The 13137-nt window shown below is 73.4% G+C and carries 15 protein-coding genes; 8 read left to right on the top strand and 7 right to left on the bottom strand.

The annotated features are described in order from the left end of the window. Nucleotides 1–19 precede the first annotated feature (19 nt). The 5 genes from ARTHRO9V_RS00070 (at nucleotide 20) to ARTHRO9V_RS00090 (ending at nucleotide 3746) form a co-directional block, all read left to right on the top strand. On the top strand, nucleotides 20–949 hold the full coding sequence (locus ARTHRO9V_RS00070) for a helix-turn-helix transcriptional regulator (RefSeq protein ID WP_159824745.1): 930 nt from the start codon (nucleotides 20–22) through the stop codon (nucleotides 947–949). Then, nucleotides 946–1176 carry a hypothetical protein gene (locus ARTHRO9V_RS00075; RefSeq protein ID WP_159824747.1) on the top strand — a complete coding sequence of 77 codons (231 nt, stop codon included), beginning with the start codon at nucleotides 946–948 and terminating at the stop codon, nucleotides 1174–1176. Before ARTHRO9V_RS00070 ends, ARTHRO9V_RS00075 begins: the two co-directional genes overlap by 4 nt. Then, the gene (locus ARTHRO9V_RS00080; RefSeq protein ID WP_159824749.1) at nucleotides 1173–2141 is read left to right on the top strand and encodes an aldo/keto reductase; all 969 of its coding nucleotides are present in this window, start codon (nucleotides 1173–1175) and stop codon (nucleotides 2139–2141) included. The genes ARTHRO9V_RS00075 and ARTHRO9V_RS00080 overlap by 4 nt, the downstream gene beginning before the upstream one ends. A 119-nt stretch (nucleotides 2142–2260) precedes the next feature. Continuing rightward, on the top strand, nucleotides 2261–2491 hold the full coding sequence (locus ARTHRO9V_RS00085) for a helix-turn-helix domain-containing protein (RefSeq protein ID WP_056043935.1): 231 nt from the start codon (nucleotides 2261–2263) through the stop codon (nucleotides 2489–2491). Continuing rightward, nucleotides 2484–3746 (top strand): HipA domain-containing protein, encoded by a 1263-nt coding sequence (locus tag ARTHRO9V_RS00090; protein WP_159824751.1) that lies wholly within the window; start codon nucleotides 2484–2486, stop codon nucleotides 3744–3746. Before ARTHRO9V_RS00085 ends, ARTHRO9V_RS00090 begins: the two co-directional genes overlap by 8 nt. Nucleotides 3747–3827: 81 nt before the next feature. Here the strand turns inward: ARTHRO9V_RS00090 and ARTHRO9V_RS00095 are convergent, their stop codons facing one another. From ARTHRO9V_RS00095 to ARTHRO9V_RS00110, 4 genes are read right to left on the bottom strand one after another with little or no spacing between them, the layout of a single operon-like run. Then, complete coding sequence (locus ARTHRO9V_RS00095) at nucleotides 3828–5021, bottom strand: ABC transporter permease (protein WP_159824753.1); 1194 nt, start codon at nucleotides 5019–5021, stop codon at nucleotides 3828–3830. Next, nucleotides 5018–5713, bottom strand: a complete 696-nt coding sequence (locus tag ARTHRO9V_RS00100; RefSeq protein WP_159824755.1) for an ABC transporter ATP-binding protein — start codon at nucleotides 5711–5713, stop codon at nucleotides 5018–5020. The genes ARTHRO9V_RS00095 and ARTHRO9V_RS00100 overlap by 4 nt, the downstream gene beginning before the upstream one ends. Further along, nucleotides 5710–6774 carry a peptidoglycan-binding domain-containing protein gene (locus ARTHRO9V_RS00105; protein WP_159824757.1) on the bottom strand — a complete coding sequence of 355 codons (1065 nt, stop codon included), beginning with the start codon at nucleotides 6772–6774 and terminating at the stop codon, nucleotides 5710–5712. The genes ARTHRO9V_RS00100 and ARTHRO9V_RS00105 overlap by 4 nt, the downstream gene beginning before the upstream one ends. Beyond that, nucleotides 6771–7280, bottom strand: a complete 510-nt coding sequence (locus ARTHRO9V_RS00110; RefSeq protein WP_159824759.1) for a hypothetical protein — start codon at nucleotides 7278–7280, stop codon at nucleotides 6771–6773. Before ARTHRO9V_RS00110 ends, ARTHRO9V_RS00105 begins: the two co-directional genes overlap by 4 nt. Nucleotides 7281–7480: 200 nt before the next feature. Here ARTHRO9V_RS00110 and ARTHRO9V_RS00115 point away from each other — a divergent pair, with 200 nt between their 5' ends. The 3 genes from ARTHRO9V_RS00115 (at nucleotide 7481) to ARTHRO9V_RS00125 (ending at nucleotide 10492) form a co-directional block, all read left to right on the top strand. After that, on the top strand, nucleotides 7481–8176 hold the full coding sequence (locus ARTHRO9V_RS00115; RefSeq protein ID WP_159824761.1) for a response regulator transcription factor: 696 nt from the start codon (nucleotides 7481–7483) through the stop codon (nucleotides 8174–8176). Next, entirely contained in the window at nucleotides 8173–9432 is a 1260-nt protein-coding gene (locus ARTHRO9V_RS00120; RefSeq protein ID WP_159824763.1) for a HAMP domain-containing sensor histidine kinase, read from the top strand. The genes ARTHRO9V_RS00115 and ARTHRO9V_RS00120 overlap by 4 nt, the downstream gene beginning before the upstream one ends. Before the next feature lie 166 nt (nucleotides 9433–9598). Next, a complete protein-coding gene (locus ARTHRO9V_RS00125; protein ID WP_056043912.1) occupies nucleotides 9599–10492 on the top strand; it encodes a LuxR C-terminal-related transcriptional regulator in 894 nt (297 codons plus the stop codon). 68 nt (nucleotides 10493–10560) lie between these two features. Here the strand turns inward: ARTHRO9V_RS00125 and ARTHRO9V_RS00130 are convergent, their stop codons facing one another. From ARTHRO9V_RS00130 to ARTHRO9V_RS00140, 3 genes are all read right to left on the bottom strand, one after another. Further along, a complete protein-coding gene (locus ARTHRO9V_RS00130; RefSeq protein ID WP_056043909.1) occupies nucleotides 10561–11064 on the bottom strand; it encodes a hypothetical protein in 504 nt (167 codons plus the stop codon). A gap of 328 nt (nucleotides 11065–11392) precedes the next feature. Then, a complete protein-coding gene (locus ARTHRO9V_RS00135) occupies nucleotides 11393–11983 on the bottom strand; it encodes a TetR/AcrR family transcriptional regulator (protein WP_159824765.1) in 591 nt (196 codons plus the stop codon). Between the two features lie 40 nt (nucleotides 11984–12023). Continuing rightward, nucleotides 12024–13049, bottom strand: coding sequence for an SDR family NAD(P)-dependent oxidoreductase (locus ARTHRO9V_RS00140; RefSeq protein WP_159824767.1), 1026 nt, complete (start codon nucleotides 13047–13049; stop codon nucleotides 12024–12026). Nucleotides 13050–13137: the final 88 nt, after the last annotated feature.

The raw sequence follows: 13137 nt of genomic DNA on the forward strand, positions 1-13137 counted from the left end.
CTGTCGTAGCGTCGAGGGCATGGACACCGAGAGCGAGATCCGCGACTTCCTGACCAGCCGACGGGCGCGGGTGCGGCCCGAGCAGGTCGAGCTGCCGGGCGGCCCCGGACGCCGCGTGCCCGGACTGCGGCGGAGCGAGGTGGCGCTGCTCGCGGGCGTCAGCGTCGAGTACTACACGCGGCTCGAACGCGGGCGCCTCGGCGGGGTGTCCGAGGTCGTGCTCGACTCGCTCGCGACCGCCCTGCTGCTCGACGACGCCGAACGCGAGCACCTGGCCGACCTCGCCCGTGCCGCGAACGAGTCGCCCGTGCGCGCCCGGCGTCGACGCCGTCCGCCCGAGACCGTCTCGCGCAGCATGCAGCTCGTGCTCGACGCCGTCACGGCCGGGCCCGCGTTCGTCCGCAACGGGCGCATGGACGTCCTCGCCGAGAACGCACTCTTCCGCGCGCTCTACTCCGACCTCTACGCCCTCGACGAGCGGCCGGTCAACCTCGCCCGCTTCGTCTTCCTGCACCGCGAGCAAGCCGAGGCCTTCTACCCGTCGTGGTCGGTGGCCGCCGACATCAACGTCGCGATCCTGCGCACCGAGGCCGGCCGCGACCCCCACGACCGCGCCCTGCACGACCTGATCGGCGAACTGTCCACCCGCAGCGACGAGTTCCGCGTGCGCTGGGGCGCCCACGAGGTGCGCCACCACACGTCCGGCCAGAAGCGCTTCCACCACCCGGTCGTCGGTCAGCTCGACATGGTCTACGAGGCCATGGAGCCGATGGGCCGCCAGGGCCTGAACTTCCTCGTCTACAGCGCCGAGCCCGGCTCGCCGACCGAGGAGCGCCTCCGCCTCCTCGCCAGCTGGGCGGCGCCGCAGGCCGACCCTGCGGTCGTCCGCGCCGACGCCCCGGACCGACCCGACGTCGCGAGCGGACCGCGCGAGGCGGCCGGATCGTGAGCCGCCTCGCGATGTGGTGGCGCGCCTCCTGCGAGATCTCCGACCTCACGCGCGACCGAGAGCAGGAGGCGCGGGTGCTGGACGAGATGGCGGTGCGTCTCCAGCCGGGCCCCTGGGCGATCGCCGCGCTCTTCCACCGCCGCGCGCCCGGCGCGACCGACGCCGCACAGACCTCCGCCACGATGGAGACCACACCGCCCCCTGACGCCGAGGAGGCACGACCGTGAAGTACAGCCGTCTGGGCACCACAGGGCTGAAGGTCAGCCGCATCGGCCTCGGCTGCATGAGCTACGGCGACCCCACCCGGGGCCTCCACTCGTGGACGCTCGACGAGGCGGCCTCGGCACCGTTCTTCCGCCAGGCCGTCGAGCTCGGGGTCACCTTCTGGGACACCGCGAACGTCTACCAGCAGGGCACCGGCGAGGAGTTCGTCGGCCGCGCGATGCGCGAGTACTCCCGCCGCGAGGACGTCGTGCTGGCGACGAAGGTCGGCGGTCGCATGCACGACGGTCCGGGGGGAGCGGGGCTGTCACGCGGGGCGATCCTCGAGCAGGTCGACGCGTCGCTCACGCGACTCGGCACCGACCACGTCGACCTGTACCAGATCCACCGCTTCGACCCCGAGACCCCGGTGGAGGAGACGATGGAGGCGCTCCACGACCTGGTCCGGGCAGGCAAGGTCCGGTACACGGGCGCCTCGAGCATGTTCGCCTGGCAGTTCGCCAAGATGCAGACCGCCGCCGTGGTCAACGGCTGGACGCCGTTCTCGACCATGCAGGACCAGTACAACCTGCTGAAGCGCGAGGAGGAACGCGAGATGATCCCGCTCTGCGCCGACCTCGGCGTCGGGCTCGTGCCCTACTCGCCGCAGGGCAAGGGGCGGCTGACGCGACCGCGTGGTGCGACCACCGAGCGGTCCGCCGTCGACGAGGTCGCGAAGGCCTTCGACGCCGACGAGGACGGCCCGATCATCGACGCCGTCGAGCAGGTCGCCGCCGAGCACGGGGTGTCGATGGCCCAGATCGCCGTGGCGTGGGTGTTGCGGAACCCCGTCGTCTCGGCCCCGATCGTCGGCGCGACGAAGCCGCACCACCTCGCCGACGCCGTCGCCGCCCTGGACGTCGAGCTGACCGACGACGACGTCCGCCGCCTCGAGGAGCCCTACCGGCCGCAGTCACCGTTCTGGTGGTGACCGGACGGCCACATCTCGATCGTGTGATCGATCGGTCACGGGATGGTCTGGTAATCGATCGGTTACGTCGCTAACCTGTAGCCGATCGGCTACAGGAGTCGGCGACCTCGGAGGGCCACATGCGAATCGACACCGTCTTCGCCGTGGGCGACCTCGTGCACGAGCGGCGAATCGCGCTCGGATGGTCGCAAGATCGCCTGGCGACGACGATGGGTGTCAGCCGTGCGTGGGTGAACAGGTTCGAGGCCGGCAAGGGGACGGCGCAGCTCCGCCTGGTGCTCGACGCGCTGCAGGCACTGGGAATCGTCCTCGAGGCCTCCGAGCGTGAGCCGGGGCAGGCCGATGGCTGACCTGCTCGCCTATCTCGACGGGACTCTCGCGGGAACCTTCGCGATGAACGCGTCCGGTCGGGTGACCTTTGCGTACGACGGCGACTACCGCTCACAGGCGACCCCGACCCCGATGTCGCTCTCCATGCGGCCGACCCGCGCCGAGTGGCCTTCCCGGGCGGCCGGTCCGTTCCTCGCGGGCCTGCTGCCCGACAGCCCCGAACGACTCGCCGAACTCGCCAGTCGGTACCGGACGAGCCAACACCCGTTCCGCCTGCTCGAGAGCGTCGGGCGCGACGCTGCCGGTGCCGTGCAGCTGCTTCCTCCCGACGAGGCGTCGAGCGATGCCGCATCGCGGACGGGAGACGTCGAGCGGCTCACCGATGACGACGTCGCCGTCCTCCTCGCCAGTGCGTCCCGTGATCCGGGAGTCTGGGGGAGGGACGACCACGGCGGTCGCTGGTCGCTGGCCGGGGCGCAGAGCAAGGTGGCGCTGTTCCGGTTCCCGGACGGCTCCTGGGGGGTTCCCCGGGATTCCACCCCGACGACGCACATCCTCAAGCCGACGGCCGCCGCTCTGCCCGACCACGACGTGAACGAGTTCGTGTCGATGGCTGCTGCCCGGGCGTTGGGACTCGAGGTGGCCGACCACGAGCTGATGAGGACGGCTGCGGGCACTCACGTCTTCGTGACCCGGCGTTTCGATCGCGTCGAGCGGGACGGAGTGTGGCACCGGCTGCACCAGGAGGACTTCTGCCAGGCCATGAGCGTCGACCCGTCACACAAGTACCAAGATCAGGGCGGGCCGTCCGTTCGGCAGATCGCCCGGGTCGTCGCCGAGAACATACCCGACCACGGCGTCCGTTCCGTCACGCAGCGAGCACTCTTCGAGGCTCTCGTGTTCACCGTGGCCTCCCAGAACACCGACGCACACGCGAAGAACTACTCGCTCACGTTGAGCGGCTCCGACGTTCGACTCGCGCCGCTCTACGACCTCGGCTCGCATTCGCCCTATCCGACCCGAGGCGGTGCCCCCCTGCGCTCGGCGATGTCGATCGGCGACGAGTACGCGCTCGACTCGATCGGCGAACCGGAGTTCCGTGACGCCGCTAGGTCGTTCGCGATCCCCGCGGACGAGGCGGTGCATCGGTACCGGCGCATCATCGGCGGCGTCGCCGAGGCCTTCGAGGTGGCCGCCGCGCAGATCGACGAGCCGTTCGCCGCCACGCTTTCCGAGTCCGTCGCGGCCAACGCGTCGCGTCGGGGCTGGAGCTAGGTCGCAGGCGGTGGGCGGCGGACGGTCCGCGCCCCCCCGCCGACCGCGCCGGGCCCGGATGCGGGGCCTCGCACGCCCCCCTCACGACTGCAGCGCCTCCGTCGGCGGGATGCGCGCCGCCCGCACGGCCGGCCAGAGCCCGGCCAGAGCCCCGATCACGAGCGTCGCGACGAGCCCGGCGACCAGCACCACGGGCGGCATCGCCGTCGGCCACCCCCGCAGCGCGGCGAACGCCGCGGTCACCGCCGCCCCGAGCAGCACCCCGGCCACCCCGCCGAGCAGCGACAGGACGAGCGCCTCGGCCAGGAACTGCCGACGGATGTGCGACCTCGTCGCCCCGAGCGCCCGCCGCAGCCCGATCTCGCGTCGCCGTTCGAGCACCGAGATCACCATCGTGTTCGCCACCCCGATGCCGCCGACCAGCAACGCGACCCCGCCGAGGCCGACCAGCAACCCGGTGAACGCCTGGTCCGCGGCCTGCTGTGCGGCCAGCGCGTCGGACGGCCGCGTCACCTCGACGTCGGACGGGCTCCGCGGCTGGATGGACCGGGCGAGCAGGTCGCGCACCTCCTGCACGTGGGCGGGGTCGGCCCGGACGTGGACCGCCGTCGGGTGGACGGGCGCACCGGCCAGCACCTCCGCGGCCCGTTCACCGATGAGCGCCGACGAGTCGATCTCGGCCGCCAGCGGCACCGGTTCGAGGATGCCCGCCACCACGTACTCGGTGCTGCCGACGATCACGTGGCGCCCCGGCACGGTGATGCCCAACCGGGCCGCCGCCTCGGCCCCGAGCACGACCACGGGGTACCGCGCCATGCCGTCGGTGAGCCAGACGCCCGACGCCACGCGGGCCTCGAGCACCTCCAGCAGCGTGGGCGACGCCGACCGCACCGTGATGCCGTTCGTGTTGCCCGCGGGCACCGCGCTGCTGCGGTAGACGCCGACGTCGGCCACCGTGCCGGTCGTGGCTGCCGACCGGACCCCCTGGGTGTGCCCGGCCGACGCCCCCGCGGTGAGTGGCAGGTCGACCGCCTCGCCGAAGAAGTCCTTCCCCTGCGAGGCCGAGAGCAGGTTCGTGCCGAGCTCGTCCAGGGTCGCCGCGAGCTTCGCCTGGCTCGACGTCGAGATGCCGACCACGGCGATCATGGCCGCGATGCCGATGGCGATGCCGAGCGCCGACAGCACGGCCCTGGTGGGTCGCGACGCCAGCCCGGACACCCCCAGTCGCACGACGTCCGACCAGAGGAGGCGCGAGGGCGTCTCCGAGGCGTTCATGCGGTCACCCCCGCCCGCGTCGCGCTGTCGTGTTCGAGGTGCCCGTCGCGGATCGTCACCCGCCGCGGCAGCCGCCGGGCGAGCTCGACGTCGTGGGTGATGACGACGATCGAGGTGCCCTCGGAGTGCAGCTCGCCGAGGAGCGACACGATGCCCTCGCCGGCCTTCGTGTCGAGGTTGCCGGTGGGCTCGTCGGCGAGCAGCAGCGGCGGGCGGTGCACGACCGCCCGGGCGATGGCGACCCGCTGCCGTTCGCCACCCGAGAGCTGGTTCGGCCGGTGCGTCAGTCGGTGGCCCAGCCCGACGCGCTCGAGCGCCTCGCGCGCCCGTGCCCGTCGCTGCCGGATCGGCACCCCCGCGTAGAGCAGGCCGTTCGCGACGTTGTCGGTCGCGCTCACGCCCTCGCTGAGGTGGAACTGCTGGAAGACGAAGCCGATGCGGTGAGCCCGCAGGGCCGACAGCTCGCGGTCGTTCTGGTCCGCCACGTCGACGCCGTCGACGAGCACGGTGCCCGAGGTGGGCCGGTCGAGCGTGCCGAGGACGTTCAACAGCGTCGACTTGCCCGATCCCGACGGACCGACGATCGCGACGAACTCGCCGCGCTCGACCCGGAGCGACACCGACGACAACGCGGTCGTCGGGGGTCGGCCGTACTCGCGCGTCACGTCACGCAGCTCGATCACGGCGTTCATGCGGGCACCACGACCTCGTCGCCGGCCTCGAGGGCTCCGGACACCTCGACCCGGTCGCCGGCGAACAGGCCGGCCTCCACCGGCACGGCCGTGGTCGTGCCGTCCGGCTGCAGCACCTCGACGACGAACCCGTCGCCGACGGCCGCACCCAGGGCGAGCACCGGCACGTGCAGCACGTCCTCCTCCACCTCGGAGACGAAGTCGACCTGCACGGACGCCTCGGTCAGGTCGCCGGCCGCCGCCGGGTCGTCGAGCGACACCGTCACGGGGACCGTCGTCGTGCCCGTGGTCTCGTCGGCCACGGCCGCGCCCACGTCGGACACGCGCCCGGGAACGCTGCCGTGGCCGGGCAGGTCGACCGACACGACCCCGTCGACGGCGGCGAGCGGCGACCCGACCGGCAGGTCGACCGACACGACCGCGTCGTCGCGCGCCGTGTCGTAGAGGTCGCCTCCCGAGGCGTCGCCGACGGCCGCCGTCAGGGTGCGGACCGTGAACGACCCCGTCACGAACTGCAGGGCGCCCTGGTCGATCGACCCGGTGCGCTCCTGGCCGGTGTCCTTCTGCCAGGCCGAGACGGCGGTCGCGGTGCGCCGGTCGAACCGGTCGTCCGGCGTGCCCGTGAAGTACCCCCAGGCTCTGAGGTTCTCCTCGACCTGCCGGACGTCCGGGCCCTCGGCCATGCCCTGTCCGAAGGCCCGCCACTGCGGCAGGGCGCCCTCGAACGCGGTGACCGGTTCGTCGTCGACGCGGAAGAGCTCGCTGCGTGCCGTGAGGACGTCGCCGACCTCCGGCAGCGACGTGATCGTGCCGGGTGCGGACCCCGTGATCGTCGGGCCGTCGAGGCGGCTGAGCGTGCCCGCCCTGGTCGTCGTGCCTGTCAGCGTGCCCTGCTCGACGACGGCCGTGGTCGGCCTCGGCGTCGTGCCCGCCGCGGCCTCCGCGTCGTCGTCACCAGACGCTCCGGGGGGCCCGACCATCAGCACGGCGGTGACGGCCGTCCCGACGACGGCCACGCCGGCGACGGACCACCAGGCGACGGCTCGGCGCGACGGCCTCACCGGGTCACCGTCGTGGGCATGCTGCCGAATGCGCCGCACTCCTCGAGCACGCCCGCGGGGACGTCGTCCATCGTGTCCGTGCCGCCGGCGCCGTCGAGCTGGTCGGTCACGTCGTATCCCGCCTCACGGACGCACTCGGCCGACTCGCGCAGCCTCGCGTCGAACTCGTCCTGGCTCTTCTTCTCGGACGCGGTCACGGGGCGCTCGCCGAGTTCGTCGGTCGTCGCCTCCGTGCACCGCTCCGACGCGGCCAGCAGGGCGTCCATGTCCACGGCGTCGCCGCGGGAGATCGACACGCCCCCGCCGTCGCCCGAGGGGTCGCCGATGTCGACGCCCTCCTCGCGGAGGCAGTTCGCGTTCGCGAGGTCCCACGCCTGGGCGTCGGCGGCGATCTGCGACTCGGACTTCGTCTCGGCGGCGGCGTCGTCGGCGGCGGTCGAGCAGCCGGCGAGGGCGACGACGAGCAGGGGGAGGGCGGCGAAGAGGGTGCCACGGGTTCTGGACATGAGGGGACTCCTGGTCTTCCACGATCACGGGCCGCGACCGGCGGTCGCGGCGTCGCCCTCGTCGGGCGACGGGGTCCAGACCACCGCACGGCTCGTTGCCAGCCCGTAAACGGCGGGCTTTACGTTTTGGTGACATCCGACATGTCACACTGGAGAGGGGCGTCCGCGTCCCGTCCGTCCCGACCCGAACAGGAGCCACCATGCGCGTACTCGTCGCCGAGGACGAGGTGTACCTCGCCGAGGCCGTCCAGAGCGTCCTCGAGCGCCACGCGATGGCCGTCGACGTCGTGCACGACGGCGACGCCGCTCTCGAGGCGATCGCGCTGAACGACTACGACGTCGTGCTGCTCGACCGCGACCTGCCGGGCACGCACGGCGACGAGGTCTGCGCCGTGGTGGCGGCGGCCGGCGACGGTCCGGGCATCGTGATGCTGACCGCGGCCGGACGCACCCGTGACAAGGTCGACGGCTTCGAGCTCGGTGCCGACGACTACCTCGCCAAGCCGTTCGAGTTCCCCGAGCTGATCGCCCGGATGCGCTCGCTCGCCCGGCGCCCGCGTCGGTCGCGCCCGCCGGTCACGGTCCGGGGCGACCTGCGGTACGACGCGTTCCGCCGCGAGGTCTACCGTGACGGCCGGTACGTGAGGCTCACCCGGAAGGAGTTCGCGGTGCTCGGCGTGCTGCTCGAGGCCGACGGGGGCGTGGTCAGTGCCGAGCGCCTGCTCGAGAAGGCCTGGGACGAGAACGCCGACCCGTTCACCAACTCGGTGCGGGTCACGATCTCGAACCTCCGGCGACGCCTCGGCGAGCCTTGGGTGATCCACACCGTCCCCGGCAGCGGCTACCGCATCGCCGCCGAGGACGCCGAGGCCGTCGCCGACGGGGGCGACCGGTGACCGTCGAGACCGGCTCGTCGGCCGCAGAGCCCAGGAGGCGCGGGCTGCGTCACCGGGGCAGCGCCCGTCTCCGGCTCACCGCCACCGTCAGCGCGGTGCTGACGGTCGTGGGCCTGTCGATCGTGGCGTCCGTGTTCCTGGTGATGCGCTTCGTCCCGGACTACCGGATCACCGCCCTGCACGCGCCGGGCGCCGGCGCGGGCGACCCCGCGTCGCCGACGGCGACGTGGGCGCCGGCGGGCGACGGCGGCGTCGCCACCGCCGGGCCGTCGCCCGTCGCCGAGACCGCCGAGCTGCGCGCGGCGGTCACGATCTCGGGCGAGAACGACCTTCTGCGCGTCCTGCTCACGACGTCGTCGATCGTGTTCGTCGTCGCGCTGGTCGTCGGCGTCTGGTTGAGCTGGGTGGTCGCCGGGCGCCTCCTCCGCCCGGTCGAGCACCTCGCGAGTGCGGCGCGCGAGGCCGAACACGGCGCCGCGGGGTCGTTCCGGCAGCGGCTCGCCGCGCTCGCACCCGGGCGCCCCGACGACGAGTTCGGCCGTCTCGCGACCACGTTCGACGACATGCTCGATCGGCTCGACCGCTCGTACGAGGCCCAACGTCGCTTCGCCGCCAACGCCTCGCACGAGCTCCGCACGCCCCTCGCGACGACGCAGGCGATGCTCGACGCGGCCCTCGCGGCCGGCTCGCCGCCGTCCGTGACGATCCGACGCCTGCGCGAGATGAACACCCGCAGCATCGAGACGGTCGAGGCCCTGCTGACGCTGTCCGACGTCCAGTCCGGTGACGGCGTCGCCGCCGACGCGGTCGACCTCGTCGCCGTGGTCGACGAGGTGGTGGCCGCCTCGGCGTCCGCCGCCGCCCGGGCGCGGGTCGAGGTGCACTGCGTCGCCCGCCCCGCGCAGGTCACGGGCGACCGGGCCCTGCTCTCGGTGCTCGTCGGCAACCTCGTCCGCAACGGCATCGGCCACAACGAACCCGGCGGCCGGCTCGACGTGACGGTCGGCACCGACGGCTCGGGGGCGCCGACCCTGATCGTGTCCAACGGCGGGGCCGTGCTCCACCCGGCCGAGGTCGGGCGACTGACCGAGCCGTTCCACCGGTCGGCGGGTCGGGTCGCCGGCTCCCACGGACTCGGCCTGGCCCTGGTCGCGGCCGTCGTCGAGACGCACGGGGCGACGCTGACCCTCGACGCGCCTCCTTCGGGCGGTCTGGTCGTGCGCGTGGTGTTCGCCGCGCCCGCGACCGGCCGGTGAACCGGCCCGGCGGGCACGCCGTCGCGTCGGTCCGGCCCCTGCGGGGGACACCGCGGTCGGCCAGCCAGCCGACTGTGCGACCGGCTCGTCGCTCCTAGGCTCGGAACGTGCCCGCGAGGCGGGCCGACCGGCCAGGGGCGCCGGCGCCGCGACCGGGGGTGGGACGTTGACCGAGCAGGGTGGCGTCCCCGCGGACCGCCCGACGACGGGCGGCGCCGCGACGGGCCGCCCGACCACGATCATGCGTCCGGGTCAGCCCCTCGGGTTGCGGCTCGACGCCCGGCACGACGAGTTCAGCGACCTGCTGCTCGACTGCTCGCTCGAGGACGTCGGGGCGACCGGCCGGTCGTGGCTGCGCGACCGGTACGCCGAGATCGTGCCGATCGTGCTCGGTCCGGCCCTCGCCGCGGTCGAGCACGGTCGTCCGGTGTCGGCCTCGTGCCTCGACGAGCTGCGTGCCGTCGCCCGCCGCAGTGCGGCCTGCCCCGACGTCGACCTGGCCGTCGTCCTGCGGGGCGCCCTGCCCGCGCTGCGCATCTTCTCGCTCGTCATGCACTCGGCGTCGGGCGGGCAGGCCGGGGCGCTCGTCCTCGCGATGGCGCGCGCCTCGCAGGTCGCCCACGAACTCGGGACCTGCTGGGCCGAGGAGTGGGCGCGGCACCGGCCCCGTCTCGTCGCCGCCCCGCCGGGCGGGGGACCAGGAGGCGCGGGCGGCCCCCAGCCACCCCCTGCGGCCCCGGGGCCCGACGTCGTGCTCGACCTCGTGGCCGACGCCCCCGACCTCGACGACGTCGAGCGGCAGATGCTCACGCTCACCGCCTACGGCCTCTCGAACGCCGAGATCGCCCGCGAGACGGCCTACAGCCGCCAGGCCGTGGCCTGGCACCTGGCCCGTCTGATGCGGACGTGGAGCGCCCCGAACCGGACGGCGCTCGTCTCGGTCGCGTTCGTCAAGGGCGTCATCCGGTCGCGCATCGTGCGGCGGGGGCGCCGTCGGGACGGCCAGGCGGCGGTCGAGGCGCCGAACCGACCCGCGCCTCCTGCCCTGCCGCCGGCCTGACGGCGCACGCGGAACCGCCCCGGCGTCCGGTGAGGACGTCGGGGCGGTTCCGCGGTGCCGCGGCGGGGTCAGCCGCCGTTGATGCTGATGACGTTGTCGGTCTTGACGTTGTTGCCGAGCACGCCCCAGTTCAGGTAGCCGCCGTCACCGTTGTTGGTGACCTTGCCGGGGCCGTCGAACCAGTAGATGACGTAGCTTCCACCCTTGATGTCGATCGGCTGGGCGTCGGCGATCGAGCCCTCGACGGTGATGTCCTGGTTCTTGTTCACGACCGCGACCGTGAGCCGGTCGGGGTTGCCGGCGTTGTAGTAGCCGACGTCCAGGGCGGCCAGCACGGCGCCCGACCGGTCGCCCTGGTCGTTGACGGCGGCGCTGATCGCGCTGACGATGGCCAGCGGGTCGAGGGTGACGCTGCCCGTGATCGGGCTGCCGGTGCTGGACTCCGGCGAGGCGGGGGCGGTGGTCGCCGCCTGTGCGGGTGCGGCGGCGAATCCGCTCAGCCCCGTGACGGCGACGCCGCTCACGGCGACGGCGGCGATGATCGTGGCGGTCTTCGACTTCAGCTTGCTCATGGTTCGTCCTCTTTCGTTGTCGTAGGAGTTCGAGTTGCGGTGCTTCGTGTTGTCGAGTGGAACTGCCTTGCGAGAACGATCCTGTGGCCACCGGCGGCGCGATGCACGCGATCACGGTCGACGTTGGTCGGGTGACCAACGATGGGCCCCGGTGGCGCGTCACCGGAGTACGACGCCGGCTCGTCGGGCCCGCGCGACCTGCTCAGAGGCTGCCCTCGGACACCACCCACTGCTACTGGAGGCGATGGAGGCGTCCCTCCACGGGCGCACGCCTTCGGGCACGCTCGGCGCCCTTCTGTGGAGGAGGCGATGGACGGGCGGTGACGCGTCAGTCCGACCGCGCCGCGACGCCGTCGAACAGCAGGTCCACCGTGGCCTGGAGCGCGGCCGGCCTGGGATCGCGGCGCGTCACGACGTGCAGCAGCACGGTGCCGATCAGCGACTCGACGAGGGCCTCGAGGGGGGCGCCGTCCCGGATCTGCCGCGCGCGCCTCCCGGACTCGAGGCGGGCGAGCAGTGCCGCCCGCGTGACCGAGGTGACACGCTCCTCGTAGTGCTCGGCGACGGCGGCGTCCTCGGCGGTCGCCGCGATGGACGCGCGGATCAGCCCGCCCGCCGCGGGCGAGGCGAAGGTCGAGAAGGAGGCGCGGAGCCAGTCGAGCACGTCCCGACGGACGTCGCCCGTGTCGGCCACCTCGAGGTGGGGCAGCAGGTGTCCCGTGAGCATCCCCTCGGCCACCAGCGCCGCCTTCGCCGGGTACCAGCGGTAGATCGTCGCCTTGCCGACCCCCGCCGCCGCGGCGATGCGGTCGAGCGAGAGCTTGTCGTAGCCGCGCTCGGCCAGCTCGTCGCGGGTCGCGTCGAGGATCGCGAGGCGGGCGGCCTCGCTGCGGGCGCGGCCGGGGCGTGCGGTGGTCACCGGTCCATCCTCCCGCACGCCCGCCGCGGCCCCACCCCTCCTACTGGACCGACCAGCCGCCGTCGCTCGCGAGGATCGCGCCGTTGACGTTCACCGCGTCGTCGCTCAGCAGGAACGTGATCGACGCCGCGAGCTCCTCGGCCGTCGCGATCGTCGGGATCGCCGCCTGGAACGGACGGAGCCGCGCCGACCCCGCCTCGGACACGTTCGCCGGGAACGGGATGCCCGTCGCCACGCCGCCGGGTGCCACCGCGTTGACCCGGATGCCCTGCTTCGCGTACATGAAGGCCGCCGACTTGGTCAGGCCGACGACGCCGTGCTTCGACACCGTGTACGCGTTGCCCGACGCGTTGCCGCGCAGTCCCGCCTCCGAGGCCACGTTGACGACCGAGCCGCGCCCGGCCCCGAGCATCACGGGGATCACGGCGCGCGACAGCTTGAACCCGCCGGTGAGGTTGATGCCGATCACGCGGTCCCACATGGCGTCGCTCGTCTCGTGCAGGGGCGAGAAGTCGTCGTTGATGCCGGCGATGTTGGCCAGGGCGTCGATGCGGTCGCCGGCCGCCGCGACGATCGCGTCGATGTCGTCCTGCTTCGTGATGTCGCCGGCCACGGTGACCACGTCGGCGTCGGGCAGGGAGGTGACCAGTGCCTCCAGCTTGTCGGCGAAGAGGTCGACGGCGACGACGCGACCGCCCTCGCGTGCCACCCGCGACGCCGTCGCCCGGCCGATGCCGGACGCCGCTCCCGTGACGATCACGGTCTTGCCGGCGAAGCGACCGGGGGTGACGGTCTCGCGCCACGGACCGTCGGCCTCGACCGCCTCGTCGGGCACGACGCCGCCGTTGACCTGCAGCACCAGGCCGTCGACCAGCTCCTGCGGCACCTGCCCCTGGCTCATCGCGACCAGCTGCTGCAGCGGCAGGCCGCGGACCGGGGCCAGCGCGCCCTCGTCGAACGCGCCTCCCTGCCCGAGGGCGGCCCGGAGCGCCGGCCCGCCCTCGGGGTGATCGAGCCAGGTGCCGATGGTGCGGGAGCCGGTCAGGGGGGCGGTGGCGTCGGACATGTCGTCTCTTCTCTGAGGAGGGTCGGGTCGAGGCGCGGAAACCACGCCCTGAATCGAGACACTTCGTCTCGTAATGCGACGCTACCGC

The sequence above is a fragment of the Frigoribacterium sp. 9N genome, assembly GCF_902506305.1.
Lineage (GTDB): Bacteria > Actinomycetota > Actinomycetes > Actinomycetales > Microbacteriaceae > Frigoribacterium.

What these genes read in the sequence shown, in the direction of transcription:
- ARTHRO9V_RS00100 (WP_159824755.1), bottom strand. Translation starts at nt 5,713, where the DNA reads ATGAACGCCGTGATCGAGCTGCGTGACGTGACGCGCGAGTACGGCCGA.
- ARTHRO9V_RS00130 (WP_056043909.1), bottom strand. Translation starts at nt 11,064, where the DNA reads ATGAGCAAGCTGAAGTCGAAGACCGCCACGATCATCGCCGCCGTCGCC.
- ARTHRO9V_RS00090 (WP_159824751.1), top strand. Translation starts at nt 2,484, where the DNA reads ATGGCTGACCTGCTCGCCTATCTCGACGGGACTCTCGCGGGAACCTTC.
- ARTHRO9V_RS00115 (WP_159824761.1), top strand. Translation starts at nt 7,481, where the DNA reads ATGCGCGTACTCGTCGCCGAGGACGAGGTGTACCTCGCCGAGGCCGTC.
- ARTHRO9V_RS00085 (WP_056043935.1), top strand. Translation starts at nt 2,261, where the DNA reads ATGCGAATCGACACCGTCTTCGCCGTGGGCGACCTCGTGCACGAGCGG.
- ARTHRO9V_RS00070 (WP_159824745.1), top strand. Translation starts at nt 20, where the DNA reads ATGGACACCGAGAGCGAGATCCGCGACTTCCTGACCAGCCGACGGGCG.
- ARTHRO9V_RS00140 (WP_159824767.1), bottom strand. Translation starts at nt 13,049, where the DNA reads ATGTCCGACGCCACCGCCCCCCTGACCGGCTCCCGCACCATCGGCACC.
- ARTHRO9V_RS00110 (WP_159824759.1), bottom strand. Translation starts at nt 7,280, where the DNA reads ATGTCCAGAACCCGTGGCACCCTCTTCGCCGCCCTCCCCCTGCTCGTC.
- ARTHRO9V_RS00095 (WP_159824753.1), bottom strand. Translation starts at nt 5,021, where the DNA reads ATGAACGCCTCGGAGACGCCCTCGCGCCTCCTCTGGTCGGACGTCGTG.